17 protein-coding genes are annotated in these 22419 nt (G+C 32.2%); 8 read left to right on the top strand and 9 right to left on the bottom strand.

The window, feature by feature from the left end:
* Window positions 1-37: 37 nt before the first annotated feature.
* Entirely contained in the window at window positions 38-2899 is a 2862-nt protein-coding gene (locus ABRY23_10890) for a S8/S53 family peptidase (protein ID MFA3783558.1), read from the top strand.
* The gene (locus tag ABRY23_10885; protein ID MFA3783557.1) at window positions 2896-3177 is read left to right on the top strand and encodes a hypothetical protein; all 282 of its coding nucleotides are present in this window, start codon (window positions 2896-2898) and stop codon (window positions 3175-3177) included. The genes ABRY23_10890 and ABRY23_10885 overlap by 4 nt, the downstream gene beginning before the upstream one ends.
* Window positions 3178-3249: 72 nt before the next feature.
* Here the strand turns inward: ABRY23_10885 and ABRY23_10880 are convergent, their stop codons facing one another.
* The 5 genes from ABRY23_10880 to ABRY23_10860 all read right to left on the bottom strand — a co-directional run bounded on the left by ABRY23_10880 (window position 3250) and on the right by ABRY23_10860 (window position 6320).
* Window positions 3250-3855 (bottom strand): hypothetical protein, encoded by a 606-nt coding sequence (locus ABRY23_10880; protein MFA3783556.1) that lies wholly within the window; start codon window positions 3853-3855, stop codon window positions 3250-3252.
* Window positions 3856-3879: 24 nt separating this feature from the next.
* Window positions 3880-4503, bottom strand: a complete 624-nt coding sequence (locus ABRY23_10875) for a hypothetical protein (GenBank protein MFA3783555.1) — start codon at window positions 4501-4503, stop codon at window positions 3880-3882.
* Window positions 4504-4515: 12 nt separating this feature from the next.
* Complete coding sequence (locus tag ABRY23_10870; GenBank protein MFA3783554.1) at window positions 4516-5118, bottom strand: hypothetical protein; 603 nt, start codon at window positions 5116-5118, stop codon at window positions 4516-4518.
* Entirely contained in the window at window positions 5105-5617 is a 513-nt protein-coding gene (locus ABRY23_10865; GenBank protein MFA3783553.1) for an RNA polymerase sigma factor, read from the bottom strand. Before ABRY23_10865 ends, ABRY23_10870 begins: the two co-directional genes overlap by 14 nt.
* A 94-nt stretch (window positions 5618-5711) precedes the next feature.
* Window positions 5712-6320, bottom strand: coding sequence for a DUF502 domain-containing protein (locus ABRY23_10860; GenBank protein ID MFA3783552.1), 609 nt, complete (start codon window positions 6318-6320; stop codon window positions 5712-5714).
* Window positions 6321-6544: 224 nt separating this feature from the next.
* On the opposite strand from ABRY23_10860, the gene ABRY23_10855 reads away from it, so the two are divergent.
* From ABRY23_10855 to ABRY23_10830, 6 genes are all read left to right on the top strand, one after another.
* Window positions 6545-6952 carry a hypothetical protein gene (locus tag ABRY23_10855; GenBank protein ID MFA3783551.1) on the top strand — a complete coding sequence of 136 codons (408 nt, stop codon included), beginning with the start codon at window positions 6545-6547 and terminating at the stop codon, window positions 6950-6952.
* A 505-nt stretch (window positions 6953-7457) separates the two neighbouring features.
* Window positions 7458-8687: a hypothetical protein gene (locus tag ABRY23_10850; GenBank protein MFA3783550.1), complete on the top strand. Its 1230-nt coding sequence runs from the start codon at window positions 7458-7460 to the stop codon at window positions 8685-8687.
* Window positions 8684-13189 (top strand): cation:proton antiporter, encoded by a 4506-nt coding sequence (locus tag ABRY23_10845; protein MFA3783549.1) that lies wholly within the window; start codon window positions 8684-8686, stop codon window positions 13187-13189. The genes ABRY23_10850 and ABRY23_10845 overlap by 4 nt, the downstream gene beginning before the upstream one ends.
* A complete protein-coding gene (locus ABRY23_10840; GenBank protein ID MFA3783548.1) occupies window positions 13186-14253 on the top strand; it encodes a mechanosensitive ion channel domain-containing protein in 1068 nt (355 codons plus the stop codon). Before ABRY23_10845 ends, ABRY23_10840 begins: the two co-directional genes overlap by 4 nt.
* Window positions 14250-16010 (top strand): TrkH family potassium uptake protein, encoded by a 1761-nt coding sequence (locus tag ABRY23_10835; protein ID MFA3783547.1) that lies wholly within the window; start codon window positions 14250-14252, stop codon window positions 16008-16010. Before ABRY23_10840 ends, ABRY23_10835 begins: the two co-directional genes overlap by 4 nt.
* Before the next feature lie 11 nt (window positions 16011-16021).
* Entirely contained in the window at window positions 16022-16711 is a 690-nt protein-coding gene (locus ABRY23_10830; GenBank protein MFA3783546.1) for a TrkA family potassium uptake protein, read from the top strand.
* Between the two features lie 214 nt (window positions 16712-16925).
* On the opposite strand, the gene ABRY23_10825 is transcribed toward ABRY23_10830, so the two are convergent.
* The 4 genes from ABRY23_10825 to ABRY23_10810 form a co-directional block, all read right to left on the bottom strand.
* Window positions 16926-17885: a site-specific DNA-methyltransferase gene (locus ABRY23_10825; GenBank protein ID MFA3783545.1), complete on the bottom strand. Its 960-nt coding sequence runs from the start codon at window positions 17883-17885 to the stop codon at window positions 16926-16928.
* Window positions 17886-17936: 51 nt separating this feature from the next.
* Window positions 17937-18722: a hypothetical protein gene (locus ABRY23_10820; GenBank protein MFA3783544.1), complete on the bottom strand. Its 786-nt coding sequence runs from the start codon at window positions 18720-18722 to the stop codon at window positions 17937-17939.
* Window positions 18723-18845: 123 nt separating this feature from the next.
* Window positions 18846-19067, bottom strand: a complete 222-nt coding sequence (locus ABRY23_10815) for a hypothetical protein (GenBank protein MFA3783543.1) — start codon at window positions 19065-19067, stop codon at window positions 18846-18848.
* Window positions 19051-22410 carry a DUF4175 family protein gene (locus ABRY23_10810; protein MFA3783542.1) on the bottom strand — a complete coding sequence of 1120 codons (3360 nt, stop codon included), beginning with the start codon at window positions 22408-22410 and terminating at the stop codon, window positions 19051-19053. The genes ABRY23_10815 and ABRY23_10810 overlap by 17 nt, the downstream gene beginning before the upstream one ends.
* Between the last annotated feature and the right edge of the window lie 9 nt (window positions 22411-22419).

Below are 22419 nucleotides of genomic sequence, written 5' to 3'. Positions count from 1 at the left end.
AATTATTTTTTAAGATTGATAATGAAATAGGGCGAATATGAATTATATAAAATTGTTTTTGATATTAATTTTATCAACGAACCTTTTCTTCAGCCAAACAAGAGTTATACAAAAAGGAAAGGTTTACTATTTGTCAGATAGAGTAGTAGTGAAGTTTAAAGATAATTATCCATTAATTAATGGTAACGAATACCTTCTGCCATCTAGGTTGATAAATAAATTACATAACAATGGTATATCGGAAGTAAAGACAAGATTTACATTTAAAGCTGGAGTTTTGAGAAAAGGGGAAAGCAATCTTGCAAAAATTGCTACTCTTAAAATAAATACAAAAGACGACCCAATAAGTGTGGTTAAGAGGCTTTCGAAAATAAAAGAAATCGAATGGGCCGAGCCTCATTATGTTTACAAAGTTGCAGCAGTTCCTAACGATTCGCTTTATGTGAGAGGGTATCAAGAAGACCTTAAAAGAATTAAAGCAGAAGAAGCCTGGTCAGTAGTAACTGGAAATCCTAATGTTGTAATTGCAATTATTGATACTGGTGTTGACTGGAAACACCCTGATTTATATGCCAATATTTGGCATAACCCAAATTGGCAGAATAACGATGAGTTCCCAGCAGATTCGATTGGCTGGGATTTTGGCGGATTGGATGGTACACCAGACAACGATCCATCAGAAGATAAAGATTCACGTAACCCTTATCATGGAACCCATGTAGCAGGTATAGCAGGAGCTGTCACAAATAACGGAATTGGCATTGCTTCTATTAGTTATAATTGCAAAATATTGCCTGTAAAAGTTACTCAAGGGAATATGCGCGATTCCCACGGTACACCTTATGTTGTTTATGGATTTGAGGGAATAAAGTATGCTGCGGATATGGGTTGCAAAATTGCAAATTGCAGCTGGGGAGGATATAGTTACTCTAAATCAGAACAAGAAATAGTTGATTATGCAATATCCAAGGGTATGCTTATAGTTGCAGCACAAGGAAATGATGATAAAACCGAACCCTTTTATCCTGCTGATTATAAAGGGGTGCTCTCCGTGGGCTGGCTGCAGACAAAAACAGACCAGAAAAGTGATGCCGCAAATTATGGAACGCAAGTAGATGTTTTTGCTCCTGGTGATTTAATAATGTCTACTTTTCCTACTTATTCCACTGTCAATCCAAATTATAATCCTTGGTATAGCGGCTCTTCTATGTCCGCACCGCATGTTGCCGGCTTAGCTGGGTTAGTAGCCTCTGTGCCTCAGTTTGCTAACTATACCCCGTTACAAATTGCAGAACAAATTAGAGTTAATTGCGATAACATAGATTCTGTAAATCCTGGTCTAGAATTTTTACTCGGCAGGGGAAGAATTAACGCATTTAAATCTGTTACAAATAAAAATTCTGTTTCTGTTAGAGCAAATAGAGTAGTATTTCATGAAATTGGAAATGGCGATGGTTTTTTTGAATCCGGAGAAACAGTTGAAATTGGTATTAGCTTTGTTAATTATTTGAAGCCAATAACAAATTTTACAGCTACATTGCAACAAAGCGACCCAAATATAATATTGGAAAATCCGCAGTTTAATAATGCCGGATTAATTTCAAGTTTGGATAGCGTAAATAATTTTTCAAATCCATTTAGAATAAAAATAGCAGACAATGCAGCGCAAGATCATAATGTGAACCTGCTTATTAAATTTAGCGGAGATGGATATGATGACTTTCAATGGATTACTTTTAACATCAATCCTCCTTACAGAACACAAAATGCAAATAAGATTGCAACAACAATCACGAGTAAAGGCGTTATTGGTTACAATGATTTTCCAACTAATGTTCAAGGAATTGGATTTAAATATAACGGTAATGAGAGTGTCTTATTTGAAGGAGCATTTATGTACGGGGTCTCTTCTAAAAAAGTTATGGATGCTGCCAGGGTCGTGGATGAGCAAAGTCACGATTTTGTAACTCTAAAATCAGTTTCTATAACTTCTCCTGGCTTGGTTGCTCAACAAGAAGGAGACGCAATTTTTAACGATTCTGGTGATACTGCTAATTCAATTGGCATTGAGACACACTTTAAGACTTATGAGTTTACCCAAACCGCGTACGATAACTTTATAATTTTACGAACACAGCTTTTTAATAAGACAGATACAACAATATCAAATTTATATGCAGGTTTCTACCTCGATTGGGATATTCCCGAATCAGATTACAGCAATAACAGCGCAGCCTATGACTTTACGAGTAATTTCTCTTATGCATTTAATACAGCGAATACTACTAATATTTATTACGGTGCTGCATTAGTATCTGAAGGCAGCTATGGGTTTTATGTGATAAACAACAGCGCTTCAAGTGGAAATGTTGCAATTAGTGATGGAGATGGTTTTTCGGACAGCGAGAAGTGGATTACCTTATCGAGCGGCATAACAAACTTCAATATTGTTGGCGATATTTCTCTTGTTGTCTCAGGAGGTCCATACTCAATAAAACCGGGTGAATATAAAGATGTAGGTTTCTGCTTAGCTGCAGCTCCTTCGGTAGAAGGATTGCGTACCGCTGTTCAAAATGCCCGCGAATTGTTTGCTAATGTTATTACGGATGTGGTTGAACAAGGTAAACAATTGCCTTTGAGTTTTGATTTAAAACAAAACTTTCCTAATCCGTTTAATCCACAAACAACAATTCGTTTTGAACTGCCAAAACAGAGTTTTGTCAAGCTGCAAATATTTGATATTCTTGGCAGGGAAATATCAACTTTAATAAATGAGGAGAAATCACCTGGCTACTACGAAGTTAAATTTAACGGCAACAATTTACCAAGCGGAGTTTATCTATACAGACTTCAAGCCGGCAGCTTTGTATCCACAAAGAAAATGATGATTTTGAAGTGACCAACAAACTTAATAATCTATTATACAAAGTAATAATGCTGGTACTTGGCAGTACCGCCTCTTCATTTTTTGCAGGGATTATTTTAACCAAGCTTGGTGTTAACTCTTCAACACTATTATTTGTAATACTTTACTTAATATTATGTTTGATTTTCATTGGAATTGTTTTGTTCGTCTTTTTATATGGTGGATTTAAGAAATTTATAGTCGTAACCAAAAATTGTTATTTGAAGAAAACAGCTTTTAGACTTCGCAAAAAATTTGGCAGTAATCCATAAACTTATAGATAAACGAAAAAATTTTAGTTTGTCATTTATTTTAATTCCACATCATATTTCTTTATTGAAGTATTAATCTTCAAATTTGATTTCAAACACTATGTAGTGCGGAATATTAAATTTTTTTCCCCAGTTGTAAACATCAATACCACTTTGGTCTACTGCACAGTACATTTTTATATTTTCTTCAATGTAAGGTAATATGTAAGCAAAAACTGGTGAAAATTCATTTTTTTTGATATAGCTATTGCTGCCAATTATTCTGAAAGAGTAGTCATCTGAATTTATTGCATTAAATTTTCGTACCACAGCAAAGGTGGGAAACCGAAAAAATATTTTTAATTTACTTGAGTCTACCTTTGAAGCAATTATAGTTAGAGAAAGGGTATCGAATTCACTTTCTGATTTCCAACCTTGAATTTTACTTGTGTTAATTAAAGTGTCTATTTTTTTTATCTCTCCGTCCCAAATCTCTTTCGCTAAAATCTTAAAGTTATTTAATCGATTGCCGACAAATTTTACTTTGTAAAAGTCTATGTTTTGAAAGAACAATAGATTGGCTAATTCTTTGTTCTTAGTTCCATATTCAGAAATCATCTTGATATCTTGGCTGTTAACTTGACTAAAGCAAATACCAAAACTAAAAATGAAAGATACTATCAGAATATATTTTAACATGTTTAAGTCTCCATTTGAAGCCTATTAGTAATCCCATTGTTCCCAGTTGTAGTACTTGCTTTCTCCTAACATCTCTTCAATTTTTCTGTTGATAATTTCATCTTTATGTGAGTTTCTTAATTCAAGACTCTTTCTTAAGTCAGCCAATTTTTTTTCTAGTTTAGCCACCTCTTCTTTTCTGTTTTTTTCTTTTAGTTCAAATAACTCGCTTAAAGTAGCACGCAATTGATTTCTAATAGCTTGTTTGTTTGAGGGATTAGCAGATTTATATTTTATTGCTAAAGCTTCGGCTTTAATGTTTAAAGCGATTTCTTTAGAAGGTAATTCATTATCTTTAGTTTCAGATTTATTGCTTAACGCGTTAAAGAAATAATTTAGATATAGATTTTTATATTGGATTTCGCGCAGCAAACTGTAATAACGTGTTTTATCATTTTTCTTAATTAACTCAAGGTCGTCTTTTGAATCCTTTGGTATTTTTTTTAGAATTTCCTGCTCATCCTGACCTGACATATAGTTAAACTCCGGCATTTTAGTAATAGGAAAAGGTGGTAGCGGAGGTGTAATGTTATTATTTTGTGCCTTAACACAAATATTTGTTGCCACTGAAATGATTAAAAACAATGTGAATGATTTTGTTGTATTCATTTCATACTCCTGTTATAATGTTGGTTTTTTTATTTCTTGTTGTAAATATTCGACTCTGCCTTTGATACTATACAAGGCAGGAAGCCACTTATCTTTAGTCAACTGTTGAATTAAATATTTCACGTAATCTTCGTTATTTAAGTCGTCAATGGTTAGCCTAATCTCGTTTATCTGCTGAGTAATTTCTTCATCGTCCCAATTCATAATATTGTTATTTGTGTTGTTTACTGGAGGTGAATTTTTAGATAAAAGTAATATTATTGATGCAACCACCAAAATACTAGCAAAAGCAATTTTAAGGTAGTTGTAGTTTTTATTTGTTTTTAGTCGATGCAAACTTGTTTTTGTATAAATGACAAATTTCTTTAATGAGTTTTTGCCTGTTAAAGTGTTTTTAATCATTACATTAAATTTATCTTCTTCAATGTCGTCAAGTTGAATTTTGGATGACTCCTCCAAAATTGTTGTAGTTTCGTTTAACAAGTTAGAGCAAAACCTGCACTCAGAAATATGTTTTTCCCATAACTTTATCTTAACTGGCTCTAATTGTTTATCGATAAAAAGTAAAAGTTCTTTTTCAAATTCGTCACAGAGTTTATTTTCATTGCTCATCATTTTTCCTTAGGACTGTTCTAATTTTTTTTAATGCATAATTCATATGACTTAAAACAGTGTTTAACGGTTCACCAGTTAACTCGGCAATTTCACGGAAGGTCATTCCGCAATTTTGACGAAGTAAAAACACTTCTCTTTGTTTTAATGGAAGCTTTTCTATATATCTTGATATAATTTCTTTTGTTTCTGCAGCTACTAACTCCGCGAATGGGTTGGTTAGATGTCCGCAGTTTTCAATTTCCACGTCAACGAAATGAGAATTTTTATGGTTGAATTTTCTTAAATAATCTACTGCTGTGTTATGAGCAATGGTAAAAAGCCACGAGGAGAATTTATTTTCTTCTTTGTACTTAGGCATAGCTTTCCAAATTTTAATTAAAGTTTCTTGAAACAAGTCTTCAGCGGCAGTTTTATTGCCACATAGTTTTAAGAAATAGGAGAAAAGTTGCCGCCTGTATAATTTGATTAAGGGACTAAAAGCGGTTGAATCCCCTTTAATGCATTTTAAAATTAATTCTCTTTCCAGGCTTTCATCCCTTAAAGTTATATTTTCTTGTGCAGTAAACGTAGAAAAGTCAAGATTATTGTATTCTTCAACTAAAATTTGTATTTAATTTTGACAAAAGTGCCTTTGAGCCAGCGCCCAAGCTTAAAATTGAACGCATTGCATCGTCAATTGGATAATCTATCTTAAAAACATCTTCTTTTCTTACATGATAGATATATCCTCCAGTTGGTGCTGGTGCTGAGGGAATAAAAACAGTTATATAACCATTTTCGTGTTCGTCTGTAACAAAAGCAGTTAACAGCGTGTCGCTACCATACAACTTAACAAGAGCTACAGACTTAAACAGAATTTTTTCTCCACCAAAAAGCTGAGTTACCGTTTCCTTTATTATTTTATATAAGGGAACTCTTTTTAAAAACCTATCTTCCAAAACTGAAAATGTAAACTTGCCGATCTCTGTTTGAACTACAAGTCCTACAACAAAAAATAATAACAAGATTATTATTACAGCTGTAAGTGAAGCAACAAATTCGTTTATCCTGGCTGTTTGTATTAAAAGATTTGTGATGGGGCTAATTTTTTCCGTTAGGAAATCGAAAAACCAGTTAAGCACAAATATCAAAACAATTATTGGTAATACGATAAGAAATCCACCAAACAAGGTGGTTTTTACAAAAGATTTTAGATTCTCCATTTTTTCACCAAAGTTGATTTAGTAAATATTTTATTCATTGTAGAATTTAGTTAAGTGGAAACAAATTTTCTTTAAAAGACAATCACTCTTCTTTGATGGCATTATTTTCTGGAACTATTTTTATGGAATCATTGTTATAATCTTGTTTAACACTGCAGCACAATAATAATTAAAGTCCGCTCAATTTTCTGTTACCGTCCTGCAAAGTTAAAAAGGAGGGTAAGATGGAACGAAAAATTATCATACTTTATTATAATGAAGAGGATGATGTAGAATTGGTGGAAAATTACATTAAGGAGCAATGCCCAAGTTGTGTGGTAAAAAGCATTTCAAAACGAGAGGAATATACGGAAGCAATTAAAACTGATGTGTATGATTTGATAATAAGTCAAGGTGACCAGCAACATATTTTGGATGTGATAAGTGATTACAAATTGGCTAAAGCTATAACACCTCATACTAAGTTTATTTTATTATCATCTGAAATAGCTGAAGAGCATGTTAAAGATATTAAGAGTTATAAAGAAATTGAAAAAGTGCCGCGTAAAAACTTAAACATGCTTATTCCAACTGTAAATCGTGCCCTTAACGAAGTTTACTTAAAGCATGATATCTCCTTACACTGCGGCTGATAATCTTATTGTGCTTGGGTATGGCAAGTCTTTAGATAAGTCTGTGGTTTAGATTCTTTTCGTGCGAATCTACATGTGTATAGGTTGAATTGTGATTTTGTGGTGAGATAAGCAGCGGGGATTAATATTATTTTGCTTTATATAAAAATATGATTCATTTTCGCTTCATCTTATTATGTTAGTCAACTTAAAAAGTTAAGTTATACTAATCAGCTATTTATTTTAACCTAAATTTTCCACCAGCCTGCTGGCAGGTTAGAAAAATGGAAATCCATCCATGAAGTGGTGCATTCGCATAAAACATCCACTCTTTGGCAAAAATTCATTGGAAATGAATTTTTTGGGTTTAACTTATTTGTCACTATGATTATATCCATCTTATTTTTTATCTTTAGCTGAGTTAATTAGCTAAAATCAATTATACCATATAAAGTTATAAAAATTTACGAGGCATATTAACAACTAAATGACTACGCCTCTTATCATATTTCTTGTGGTGCTTATTTTGGCTTTTCTAAGCACAAGCTACTTAAAAGGAAAAATCCATACAAAATTTTATACTCCTTCAGGAATAGAATACATTTTTTTAGGAATAATTATCGGTCCATCATTTGCAAACTGGTTAAAAGCAGCCTTTCATTTAAATTACTTAGAAATAATTGATAATAGCACGCTGCAACAATTATCACCCGGAATTTCTGCTGCAATAGGAATAATTGGATTAATATATGGGCTAAAATTCAGATTAGCAGATTTCCAAAAATCGGATACAGAGCATATCCGTCTTGTAAGCTTTGATATAGTTACTGCATTATTCTTAATTGGCGGTGCAGCATTTGGAATACTTTATTATTTTTTTTACAATGGAAAAAACCTTAATGATATTATTGCTGCGTCTTACTTCTTAGCTGTGACTGGTTCTGTCTCCTCTAATTACGCAATCAATGCTTTACTCACCAAGTACAGATTAGATGGTCCTCTATCATTGGCAATTGATTCAGTTACAAAAATGAATATTAGTTTAACAATTTTTATCTACGGATTATTATTTGGGGTTTATCATATTGGAGGTATAGATACTCTTAGTGCAGATTTTGGTTCTCACAAAATTACTTCTACTGAGTGGGTAGTAATAAGTATTTTACTTGCATTACTTGTAGGTATATTATTTAACATATTTTTAGGACGAGAAGAAAACGAGAATAAATTTTTTGTTGCTGTAGTAGGTATTACGATTTTTACAAGTGGGTTAGCGTATTTCCTGAATTTTTCGCCGCTCTACATGAATTTTCTTGTTGGTTTTGTTTTAGTAAATTTTTCGAAAGTATCACAGAAGCTTGAAAAGGCTTTGTTCAGACTTTTAGAGCCGTTTGGGTTGCTGATAGTAGTGACTGCCGGCTTTTACTGGGTCCCTGCCAAACTCAATATATTTATCATTGGGTCTATTGCATTTATAGTTTTACGGTTTATTTCAAAAAAAGCGGCAAGTTATTTTGCTTTTATTAGTGCGTTTGAAAAGGAAAAGCTTTCAGCTAAAATTGGCTCGGGCTTAATAGCTCAGGATATCATCGTTTGTGCAATGGCAATCGATTATCTTAATGTTTATAAGAACAATTTAACGCCCATGGTTATTAGTTATGTTTTAGTCTCCGTAATATTTTTTGGGTTGATTGGTTACTCTTCAACTAAAAAATTGCTAATTGATTCCGGAGAGATAATCGGAGAAAATCAATGACAGCAATTATACGAAGATTTTTTATAATAGGAATTTTGTTTGGCATTTTTTTATTTGTACAAACTATTCAGGTTACTTCTACTGCAATAATACATCCTAGAACCCTCGCTTCGCTTGGGTTCATTATCCTTGCTTCGTTCGCTTTTGGAGAAGTCTTTGCTTTGTTAAAACTCCCCCGCGTAATAGGTTATATTTTAATAGGCATATTTTTTGGTCCTTACTCTCACTTTATTTTTAATACTACCTTTCTTGAGATATTTAATCTTAAAATCCTTGAAGACCTCAATCTCGTTAATAATGTTACATTAAGCATAATCGCGCTAATAGCTGGAATGGAATTAAAGATAGCAAATATCAGAAATTTCATTAAGCCGATTTCTCTTATTCTTTTGTTCAAAGTTATATTCATTTTTACCCTTGTAACTTTATTAATTTATCTTGCGTCTCCTTTTATTCCTTTTCTAATAAACGCCGGGTGGCAAGCCGTAATTTCCTCCGGATTAATTTTATCTGTTATTGCACTTGGAACATCAATAGAACTAACTCTTGTTGTTGCAAATGATTCTAATGCAAAAGGACGATTTATTGATTTGATTTTAGGTACGGCAATAGTTAAGGACTTGTTAATTATACTTCTATTAGCTGTGGTGTTAACAATCTCTGTTGCGTTAACTTCGCCAACTGGTATTTTAGATACTGAAGTTTTCGTAGAGCTTAGCAAAGAGCTATTACTTTCTCTGGTTTTGGGTGTTTTTCTTGGAGCTGCTTCAATTCTATACCTCAAATATGTCAATGCCGAAATGCTTATTTACATTTTAGCATTAGTAATATTTGGCAGTCAAATTTCTAACTCACTCCACTTAGAAACATTAGTGGTTTTTGTTGCTGCAGGGTTTATAATAAAAAACTACAGTAAGGACGAGGTTAATTTTCATAACCCATTAGAAAAGCTTTCCCTTCCTGTGTTTATAACATTTTTTACAGTTGTTGGTGCTTCAATTAATTTAGTTTCTGTTACTGAAGCACTTTTAATTGGCCTTGTAATTTTTGTGATACGAGGTTTAGCACTGTTTTTTTCAGTACGCATAGCTTCTAAAATTTCAAAAGAAACAAAAGAAGTGATAGACTACGGTTGGCTTGGCTTTTTCTCTATTGGGGGTCTAATCTTAGGGCTATCGATTATAATTGCTGAACGGCTACCTGGACTTGGTGACGGTCTTAAAAGTTTAATAACTTCTTTAGCAGCGCTGAATATTTTTATAGGACCTATCTTTTTAAAAATAGGTATAATAAAAGCCAAAAAAGTTTCTGACGAACGTGAAGCTTTAACTAAAACAAATATTCCTGCTGATGAAGTAAAAAAAGAAGCTGAAGAAAAAATACCTAAAAAGCTTAAACAGCGCTTCGTAGAACCAAATTTGGCAGATGAAAAATTAAATAGTTCACTTTATAATATTCTATTTAAAGTAAACGATATTCTCACTCAATTTGACCGTAAATTTATACAATCACGCGGTGAAGAATCTACCGAGCTTGTTATTAGTTTAACTGAAAAGTACACTGAGGAATATCAAGCACTGAGAAATGCAATTATTAAGCCTGGTGCCTCACCGTTCATGATAAGAAATGAAATATTAAAAGCCCAAAAAAACATAGCTGACTGGCTAATTGCTTTAAGTATTGAAAGAAAGCAAATAGAAAGTCATATACTGCGACTTGAGCCTTTAGTACAAGAGCTGTTTTATTCTTTTATTGATTTAACTGATGGGCTTCAAACCGAATATTATGTTGAGCTCGAAAAAGAAAAATATACAATTGCTAGAGAGGATTCATTTTATGTTAAATACAGAAAATTTTTATATAGAACAAAATTATTTGTTAATAGAATATTTAATAAACATTATAAACTGCTAAGAAAGATAGACTATAAAAATTTAGCAAAATATTACTTAGTGGGTGAATCTTCTCAAGAAATTCTCGAAGCAGTTAACCTTGTTGGAGTGGAACGGCTTACTACTTTAAGAATTGTTAAATCTTTTTACAGTCAAATGAATCATGACCTTGAAGAATTGATAAAACTTCTTATAGAAGAACGCGATAATCCTGTTCTGTCTAATATTTTATTGGAAAAGCTTGATGAAATTCACCAGCAAACGGTTAATGCCATTACAGTTTATACATCCCAGATTAATTCAACTACAGAAGAAATAAGTAATAGATTATACTACGCTATTGCCAATCCTTTTAATCACCTTATTGAAACATTAAAAACAGCAGGCACTTATGAATATAAAGAGAAGAATTTTCGGTTTTCTAAGGTTTACTATAAAAGTGAAACAGCAAAAGAAATTGCATTGCAATCAATACGGTACTGGGCTTTATACTATTTTGGAATTTTAGGCTTGTTTCAAAAGGAAGCGTATATCAACAGGTTGAAAGTTAGAATTTATGAAATAGTTAATTCATCGCTAATCGGTGTTTCAGAAGAGATTAATAACAATTTGCGTATTACCACTAACAATTTAGCTAAAAAAATCTCAGCTTTTTCTAACGAACTACCAGCCTATGAAACTAAACCAGCTAATGAACTTGAAACCATTTTTATAACTAAAAAAGATGATGAATTTTTAAACACTATAAATAAACACATAAAAACTCTTGAATCTATTAAAGCAAGCAGAAAGATTAGTCTGTTCTTCGAAAATTTAATCAAGGGGCTAACTGAAATAGTTAACGAACTGCCGGATAAAATTGAACTGCTTGAGGAAACTGAGTTGGAATTTAAGAACAGGACACCACAAGCAGCTCAATTAAAAACTATACCATTGAGAGATGCAGCCAAAAGTCTATTGAGCAAAAAACTCCCTCGTGAAATTAGCGAAGTTAATGAACTGCTAATTAATCAACTAAATTTAATTTCTATCGAAGTGAAAAATTTTGTTCTTATTGTAACATTTCATTTTGATTCGGCTGTTAAAGAAATAAGAAATAATGGAATGGGTATTAAAGTAGCGTTGGACCTCAGTAAGTCCTTCTGCGAAAAAATGCTCGATAGAATATCGCAAATAAATCAATTAATAGACAGCCTTGAACATAACATTATTACTAAAGTAAACGAAAAAGTCGATAGTATAATTAAAGAAACAAATGAACTTATCTTAAAGAGATCAAGTTGGGATATTGAATTATTTGTTGGTAAAGAGAAAAGAAAAATTAAATTATTTTTATATCTGCAAAAAACTACCCACACTATTTCCTATCTGCTTAGAAAATACTCGATAGCAATTAAAAGGGGCTACAAAAAATATTTTCAAGATATTATACATGACTTATTGGTTAAATATCATCTTAAAAAAGTAAAAATCGAGGAGATCTCTACAGAAAATGTATTGCAAATCCAAAGCAATCTTGAAAAGCTTCCTTACATTTATAAAAAGCTTTTTGATGGCACTCCTTTAGAAACATCAGATTTTTACATAGGACAAGATGAGGTTCAAGCTGCTATACAGTTTGTTCTGAATAATTTTATTAATAATAGAAAATCTTCTATTATTCTTATTGGTGAACCTGGTAGCGGCAAAAGAAGTCTTGTTAATTCAATTGTAAACACAGAATTAAGCGATAAAAATTTTATTCGCTATAGTTTTGACGAGACCGTGACAGATAGGGATGCTTTCTTAAGAATTGTTAGTGAATTATTGGGTTATAAACGAACGCTTTCAACAGATGAATTAATTTCACTTTTGAACGATAGAACCAATAAAAGAATTATTATTTTAGAAAACCTCAATAAACTTTTTCTTAAAAAAATAGGCGGGTATGATGCATTAAACACTTTTAAATATATACTGGCAGTTACAAGTCACAATACTTTATGGCTGTGTTCAATTGGTAAGTATTCTTGGGATTTTATAGACAAGAACTTCAGCTTTGGTGATTTATTTGAAAGAAAAATTTTTATAAATGCTTTACATAGGAAAGATGTAAAATCGATAATTCTAAAAAGACACAGTGCAACTGGCTACGGAATTGAGTTCATACCAGATCAAATTCAGCGATTCAGATCTAAAATAATTAAACCGAGATCCGTTGAAGAAGAACAAAGGAAACTTTCAGAAGAATACTTTAATCGACTTGAAGAATATTCCGAAGGCAATATTGTTGTTGCAATGTATTATTGGCTGCTTTCGATTGAAAAAATAAAAGAAAATAAAATATACATTAAATCGCCCAAGAAAATAGTTTCAAAAGTATTGTCTAATATGGATCATCTTTATCATCTCACCTTATCTGTTTTGCTGTTGCACGGCTCTTTGACCGATTATGAACATGCAGAGATATTTCGGGTTCCAATCGAAACATCGCAAGAAATTCTAAATACGCTCGTTTCTCTCAATTTAATTAGAAAAGACCAAATTGAAGTTGGCGGCAATATTTATTTTATTAATAAATTTTTGTTCAAGATAATCGAAAACGAATTGGTAAGGCGAAATATTAGATGAAATTTGTTTTTGTAAAAATAGTATTTATTATAACTGTTGCTTTTGTACAACTCATTATAGCACAAGATAGTTTAAAATCAGATCAATCAAGTAACATTAAGAAAATATCCGATACCTCTTCAAACCTATCAAGTCCTAATAAAATTGTGCTGCAGGATAGTGTGAACATACAAACGTTCACCTCAAGCAAGAAAGATTCCTCTTTTGTTAATCAGATAAAGGGAAAAAAATCGGTAAACACAAATAAAACTTCCTCTAACTCCAATACTTTTGTTAAAGAAAGTCTTAAATACAACAATAAGATATTCGATGTAATTAAACAGATAAATTTTTTCACTCTTTTGGAAGTAGTAATATTAATTCTAATTGCCACTTGGATTTTCAATCTATTAAATAAAACAGCTAAATCTAAGTTTTTTAAAAAGCTACCTTCAGCTTATTTTAAAATACTTACCTTAATAAGAATAATTTTCGCTGTCATTATATTCTATATTCTAATTACACTTCTTTTTGGTTCATCAAAAGAAATAATATTGTTAATTATTTTACTTTTGATGTTGCTTATCGGTGTGTCATCTGTTCCTCTATGGAAAAATTTTATGGGTGGGCTTTTAATTTTCTACAATCCTCCTTTTGAAGTAGGGGACTTTATTAAAATTCACACTCACGAAGGTAAAGTACTAGAAATTCATTGGCTTTTTACTTCAATTGTTACTGATGATAATAGTCGAATCACTATTCCGAATTCTATTTTTTTGCAGCAGCCTGTAGAAAATGTCAACGTTGGGCAAGCCGAACATTTGATTTCAATTGAATTTGAAATTCCGATGAACCTACCGCTTGAAAAAGTATCTGACGTTTTAAAACAAGCTGCTATTTCAACTCCATATGCCCATAGTAAGTATAAACCTGAGGTCTTTTTAAAGAAAGTTGATATGCAAAGAAAAGTAAATGTTTTTGAAACTAACTTGTATATTTTTGACAGGGCTTATGAAAATGAGGCAAGAAACTACTTAAATGAATCTATTATTTCGGAAATAAAAAAAATTGAGGAATTTAATTGAAGAGTTATTCAAAAACCAAAGTACTCAGATTTCTTAAGGTGGTTGTTATAATTTCAAGTTTGTTCGGTTTGTTATCTATTGTTTTAGAATACGGCTTTAGAATTAGTGGTAAAGATGTCTTGGTTTTACACTACATCTCTTTAGTTGTAATTGGTGTGTTTATTTTATATCAGTACGTTCAATTTTTTCTTTCCGACTCTAAGTTAGAGTACTTGAAGTCACATATTGTTGAATCTATTATTTCTGTTTTAATTGTTGTTGAATTAATACTATCGCTCTTCAATTTAAGTTTAGTAGAAAAAATAGGTAGGATATTTAATCTTAAAAATATAGCTTATTTGTACATTGTTTTTGCTCAAATCTTTATTGTTATTGGTATTATTGTTGGTGGTTTGCGCTACAACAGAAAAATTTTACAGTCAAAAATTAATCCTTCTCGACTTTTTATCTTAAGTTTTTTCTTTACAATTATGGTAGGAACATTTTTACTAATGCTACCAGCTGCAACTGTTAAAGGAAGCATTTCATTTATAGATGCACTATTTACGTCAACAAGTGCGGTTTGTGTGACCGGATTAATTACTGTGGATACTGCAACTTATTTTACAAAATTTGGACAAGTAGTAATTATGCTTTTATTTCAAATAGGTGGATTAGGTTTAATGACGTTTACCACTTTTTTTGCATTATTTCTTGCTGGAGGTTTAGGAATAAAAGAAAGAATTGTGCTGAACGATTTGCTTAACGAAGAAAATTTAGGCGCTGTTACTAAAATTTTATCTTATTTGTTGTTAATAACCTTTACGGTTGAAATAATAGGCGCTGTAATTTTGTTCTTAAGTTCTCATAAGTCGTTTGCCAGCACTCAGGATGCGGTGTTTACATCATTGTTTCATTCAATTTCTGCTTTTTGTAATGCGGGTTTCTCGTTGTTCTCGTTAAATCTGATGGACCCAATTGTTAAGACAAACTATGTTTACACAACCACAATAGCAATGCTAATAATAATTGGCGGAATTGGATTCCCCACGATAATGAGTATCCTAAACTTTCGGAAAATAACTGAGCGCCACAGAGCAATAAACTTCAACCTTCCGCTGCAAACCAGAATTGTATTAATGACTACTTTACTTCTAATTGTATTCGGGACATTTATAACATATATACTCGAATATGATAACTCCTTACGAGGGATGAATTTTTTTGCTCAATTACATGCAGCATTTTTTCAATCAGTCACTGCCAGAACAGCAGGTTTTAACACGATTAACTTTGGGTCGGTTTATGTCTCAACTGCAATCTTCTATTATTTTTTGATGTTTGTTGGTGCTTCGCCCGGCGGTACTGGCGGTGGAATAAAAACCACTACATTTGCTATTTTAATTAAAGGCACTTATTCGATATTAAAAAATCAGAAAAATGTTGTTATAAAAAACAGATCAATATCAAATGAAATAGTTATTAAGGCGCTTATTAAGACTGGTTTAAGCATATTTTTTATTACTTTAGGAATATTCTTTTTAACAATGACAGAAAAAGCCAATTTAGCTGATATTTCTTTTGAAGCTTTTAGCGCTTTTGGGACTGTTGGTTTATCGCGCGGCATTACCTTTTCTTTAACTGGAATTGGTAAGTTTGTTATTGTTATGCTTATGTTTATTGGAAGAGTAGGTCCAATATCTTTTCTCTACACATTTATGCGTAAGCCTGAACCAGTCTATTACGATTTGCCTGGAGAAAATATTTCAATATTATAAATAGGGAAAAAATGAACAAGAAATTTGCAGTAATTGGACTTGGAGATTTCGGCGTAAGTATTGCAATTTCCTTAGCTGAAAAAGGAGCCGAGGTAATTGCAATCGACCGCAATATGGATATAATAGAAGATATAAAAGATAAAGTAACTTATGCCATTAAGATGGACTCAACAGAGGAACGTGCACTGCGCTCTGTTGGAGTAGATAAAATGGATGCTGTTATTATTTCAATCGGTACAAATTTTGAAGATACAATTCTAACTTCAGTTCTTTTACTTCAAATGGGTGTGAAAAAAGTGGTTGCCCGCGCTTCTTCTAAAATTCAAGAGAAAATATTAAATAAACTTGGTGTTCATCATGTTATTACACCTGAATTTGAAATTGCTAATAAAGTAGCAAATACTTTGCTTAGCGATGATATTCTTGATTATATACCTATCGGGGAAGAATACAATATTCTGCAAATTAAAACACCCAAGGCATTTGTAGGGAAGTCGCTGCAAGAAATTAATCTTAGAATAAGATTTAATCTTAACTTAATAACAATAAAAAGAAGCTATACCATTAAAGATGAAGCTACTGGCGAAGAAATTGTTAAACAAAGAATTTACGGAGTCCCAACATCCACTACAGTATTGGAAGCTAATGATGTTCTAGTCCTATTCGGAAAAGAAAAAGATATTAAAAAAATTATTGAATGATAATTGTGTATGTTATCTGAGTCGGAGTTATTTATGAAAAAATCACCACTTCGAGGTAGATGAATTTAGTAACAAATAAAGGTGGACAAGTAATGGGAGTGTATAAGCCGGGGTTATTTTTTATTAATTACACGTTGAGTTTTTTATAAGTTTCTGATATACAATTCTATCTTTTCCGAAACAGCTTGCAGAAAAATTTATCTTTCGGCAAAATTCATTTCTGGGTTAAATTTATTCTTGCTTGATCTTGCAATGTATTTCTTTCCCAAAATACGCCATCAAAGTAGCCTTGTATCGTTTTATTTGATTCTGCTAAGAATAATCTTTTTTCAGCTAAGCACGCATAGGTTTTGTCTAATTCTATGCCCACATATTTCCTGTTAAGTTTTTTTGCAACGACAGATGTTGTACCCGAACCAAGGAAAGGGTCTAAAACAACATCGTTTTCGTTTGTAGATGCTAATATGATTTTCGCTAATAGTTTTTCTGGTTTTTGTGCTGGATGCTCTGTATTCTCTGGCATAGACCAGAATGGAACTGTTATATCAGTCCATATATTTGAAGGATGAGTTAAACGATAATTTCCATTTTTGGATTCTTCCCAGTCTTTTGGCAAACCATTAATTCGATAAGGAGCAATCACTTTCTTTTTAATCTTGACCGCATCTATATTAAATACGTAATCATCACTTACTGTAAAAAACCATATATCTTCTGTGTTGTTCTTCCAATTTTTTTTGGCACCACGCCCTTTTTCTCTTTCCCAAACTATCCTGTTTTGCACTTTAAAATACTTTTCACCTACTTGTTGAATAGCTGCTGAAGAACGATAATCACCGCAAATATAAATCGAAGCCGTCTTCTTTAGCGTCCTAACTAACTTTGAAAGCCATGAATCAATCCACTCAACATAATCTTTTGTCGGCATCTCCTTAAATGAAGTTGAGTTAAAAGATTTGTTCAAATTGTATGGGGGGTCAATAAATAATAAATCTACAAAAGATTCGGGAAGGTAACCTAAAGCCGTGAATAAATCTTGATTTATTGTTTTATTTATAATTTGAGATAGCTTGGCTTTCGTTTGCAAAGTTATTAATCTTTGTGAGTACAAAACTTTTTCTTTACTTGTTAAAACAATAGTCTTGTTCCTCGACGAACGTTTTTCTCCCATCATGTTTTTTTATTTAATTGCATTTTGTTGAACTATTTCAGGCATTTATGATATTTATTTTGCAAGCGTAATATTGCACCACACGTCCAATTCTCTAACAGAATTACGACTTTGGATTCCACGGAATGATCTTCTTCCTCTTTGACCTTCGTTTGGCTGCATCATCCCTTCCGGTGGTCTGAAAGTACCCATTCCAAATGTAGGAAAATCACGAGAATTTGGCTTGTTTAATTCTACTCCCATCCCAAGCGGTTTGCCAGCTCGTGTTCCAATTGCAAAATAATGTTCAGGTGACTTAAAAAGAGGGACTTTAAGCATGTAAATAAAATTTCCATCTCTTTTCTCTATTTTAGCTTCAATTCCTTTTGAGCCATCAGGCGAAGTTCTAAATCTCTGGTTTTGCATTGGACCTATTATTTCGAGCTCCTTAAGAGATTCGTTAGTTAACTCTTCATGACTTGGCATATCTTGTTTATTTTGATCGAATTGCTGTCGCATAAATTCGCCATCTTTTAATCCTATCGGATAAGCGATACCAAAAATTTTGCTGTCTCCTCCGGTTGAGTCGAACCAAATTGTTAATCCTCTCATAAAAATTTGTCGTTCATACAACGGGTCAGTAGTGGTTAAATAAACATAAATAAATTCGTTATCGTTTAGAGTGTTTAGATAAATAGGTTTATCGTCTAGTTTTTTTAATCCCTTTTGCCAGTTAGGGTTATCTGAGTTTAATGTTATTTTCTCGTTTAACCAATTGCTTTGGATATCTATACTACTGCTGCAGTTCGTAAAAAATAAAATGGGAAGCAGCCAAGTAGTGAATAGTAATTTTTTGCTCATTGTAAAATCCATTTTTTGAAAATTAGACATGATTTATTGTAGGTTAGTTTAACATTCCAATCTAAACTTTATCTGTGCAAAGTTATGAGAAAAGTTTTCATTTCAGCTGTTAAATAAACATGTTTATCGGTCTAATGAATTTAAACTGTCACGTTGTTTTTTCAGCTTTTCAATTTCGCGTTTAAGTGAATCTGATTCAGCTTGCTTTTGTTTTTTTATCATCTCAAGTTTTTGTATTTCGTTTTTAGAATTTCCCTTCTCTTTTTTTGCATCGTTTTCACAAGAGAAAACGAATAATACTGCCAAAATAAAAAAAGTTAATATAGTTTTATTTTTCTTTTTCATTTTGAAGTGCTTCGAAGTACTTTCTAATTAATTCTTCATAATCTTTTTTGTATCCCTCGTTGATTGCGCGTATAAGTTCATCCTTAAGTTTGTTTTTACTTTTTTCCTTGGCTAGTTCGAGTTCTGGGGGTGATTGCCTTTGAATATCTTTTCCGGTATTTGATTGACGGGTCTCTTCATAATCTCTTTCATTTATTGATTTTTGTGCATCAAGTAATTTTGAGAGAATACGTTCCTGCTGTTTTATTAGGTTATCGTCTAACTTTTGTGTTTGAAGATTTGTAACTACTTCTTGCATATCTTGTAAAATTTTATCCAGATTAGCAGCCAGGCGTTTCGATTGCCCGCTTTCTTTAGCTTCTTGATTTAATTGTTCAAGTGATTTTCTTATTAGTTCTTGCTGCTGAGCTAAGCGCTGCATTTCAGCAAGTTGTTGTTGAGTATATTTGCCTTGCTGCAGCATTTGTGTTATTTGATTTAATCCCATCTGCTGTTGAGCCATTTTTTGCAGCTGCTGAAAAAGCGACATCATTCCACCGCTGCCTGAACCGTTCATCATTTGTTCAAGTGAGCTTTTCATCAATAATGCAGCCTCGTTTAACGAAGAAATTGCATTTTGTTGGCTTGAAGAAGCAGCACTATTATTCTTGTTTTGTAAAGAATTTGTTGATCTATTCATCTGCGAAATTGCATCTCCCAAAGCTTTACCCATTTCTGGTGTTATTGCAAAAGTCTTTTGTGATAAATCTGCCATTTGTTGCATTATTTTTTCAAGACTGTTTTGTAATTCGTTTTGTTTACGAGCATATTTATCCATTTGCTGCGAAAAAGTGGATACCTGTTCAGTGTTATTTTTTAATTCTTCCTGTTCCTTGGAAAGGGTCAGCAGGTTGTCTATGATTTTTACCATATCCTTAAACATTTGAGCTTGATATTGCTGCTGCATTGCTGTCTGCATGTTTTTAATCTGATTCGACAAGCTTTGTAAATTTGATTGCATTTGTTGCTGATTTTGCAATGCTTCATTTTTTTTCTGTTGAGTAATCTGTTCGCTCGCCTGTTGTGAAAGAGAATTATTGTTCTGTTGCTCGAAGTTTTGAAGTATTTTGTTCATCTCTTCCTTTGGGACCTCATCAATTTCATTCATTTTTTTGTTAAGACTTTCCATAGTGTCTTCTAAGTCTTTAAATTCCTTTGTTATATCATTTTGTCTTTTGCTTAGTTCATCCCTTAGTGCTTTATCATTAAGATTTCCTTGTTTGGTTTTGCTTTCCAAGTCTTGTATTTTCTTTTGGAGTTCATCTGTTCGTTTTATTAGCTCGTCTATTTTTTGCTCAATTTGTATTCTCTTTAGCAAGTTGACAGTTCTTTCAATGCTTTTTCGAAAATACTCCTCATCAATTTTAAAATTTTCTAATGACTGTTGAACTTGGTCTCGCATTAAATTCTGTAAAGCTTCTTGAAGCTTTTTCATTGCTTCTTTAAACTCATCGCTGCTTAATTGTTCTAAAAGATTTTGAAGCTCCATGTATTTTTTCAAAGTCTCTTCAGAAAGTAAATTTCTTTTCATCAATTCATTTTGCGTCTCGCTTAATTTTTGAGATATATCCTTTATTTTTTGGTTTATATCGTTAAACTTAGTAGTGGCTTTTTCTATTCTTTCTTTCTCATCCCAATTAATTTGTGGCTTATCTTGCTTTAGTTCTTCCGAAATTCGCCTCAGCTCTTGATGCAGTTCGTTAGCTTCCTGCAATACTTGTTTTAAATCTTCTGTTGTCTTGCTCTGAGTGTTGTCAACTGTCTTGAAAATGTCATTTAACGATGGAACTTGTACAGTAAAGCTGGGTGATTTGGTTTGTTTTGGTCCGTTTATATTATCGTTATCAAAAATCTCAAAATAATATGTCAGTGCCTCACCTTCAGCTAATACTAAAGGGGATAAATCCCACACGTAATAAACATCTTCTTCTTTCGATGAAAGTGTAATTGGAATTGATATTTGAGAGAATTCATCAGTCAGTTGTCTGTATTTTGATTCATAAATCCTGTAGTGTAATAACAATTTGGTGAACCCGTAATCGTCTTTTATTTTTAATGTAAAAGGAATGGCATGATTGTTATCTAATTGTAAATCCTTATTGGGCGACAAAACTTGGATATCAGGGTATAAATCCGTTAGTGTTTTTATTGAATAAGTAATTGGATTAGCGTTTGTGTTTCTGTTTTTATCTTGAATAATAATTTTGTAATCGATGCTTTTTTTAATAATAAAGCTTGTGCTTGCTGCAATATCGTTGCAATGCATTACTTGTTTTGAGCTATCACTAAAATAAATTGCTGCCGAGTTTAATTCACGGGATGAAAGAAGAGAAATAAGAATTTTACTTCCCGGCAATGCGATAATATTTCCATTGTCCTTTTGATATTGTGTGGGGAGTTGTGAGTAGGATGGCGGGGTTATTTTTACTTCTAAGCTGTTTATAAATGGTCTGTTGATAACGGTTATTTTGTATTTCTGCGATGTTATGCCGTCTGCAGAAGCAAAATAATTTAGGGAACTTTTGATATTACGAATTGAATAGGTAAAGTAACCAAATGAATCTGATAAGAGTTTATTATCAGAAAATTCTGACTGCTCAGCAAATTTTGTAAATAAATTTACGTTTTTTATTCTGCTTCCACTTGTTTTAATTTTTATAATTATATCATCACCCTTCGTTACTTCTGCATTCCCTGGTTGAATTTCAAAAACGAACTTCGGCGGGGTAGTAAATTCCTTGTTAAAATTAATTAGTCTATAAGCGGCTGTTCTTATTTCCGTAAGTGAAGCAAACAATGCAATTGAAAGTAATATCGCTGCTACTAAGATTTTAAGTGTTTTGTTTGTGGAATTGAAGTCGATAATTTCATCGAAATTATATTTCTCGGTTTTTTTGTAAACTCGTTCAAATGCAGCATCAATAAGCAAGGGAGAATAGTTTTCTGATTTATCATTTACTAATTGCAGTGCGTTTTTCAGCTCATCTTTAATTTCTGGGAAATGGTCCCCAATTTTTTGTGCTGCGAGTTCATAATTAATCTTAAATGGAAAAAGATAATTTTTTATTAATGGTAAAAGAACAAAGTAAGAAAAAGAGCTAGCTGGTAGAGCAATGGTAATAAAAAAAAATAGAGACCTGATATGAGAGTTAAAATTAAACAGTGCTTCAAGTAAACTGAAAAAAATAAAGATAGAAAATAAAATTAAAACGGTTAGGTATAATCCATTAAGTGCAGATTTAAGATTTTCTTTTTTTTCTACGGCAGCAATTCTATTTTGTAATTTATCAAGTTTTTGATTCATATATTCCTA

This window comes from Melioribacteraceae bacterium 4301-Me, from assembly GCA_041538185.1.
Taxonomy (GTDB): domain Bacteria; phylum Bacteroidota; class Ignavibacteria; order Ignavibacteriales; family Melioribacteraceae; genus Pyranulibacter; species Pyranulibacter aquaticus.
The sequence above is the reverse complement of the archived record's forward strand: the minus strand, read 5'-3'. Positions and strand labels throughout refer to the sequence as shown.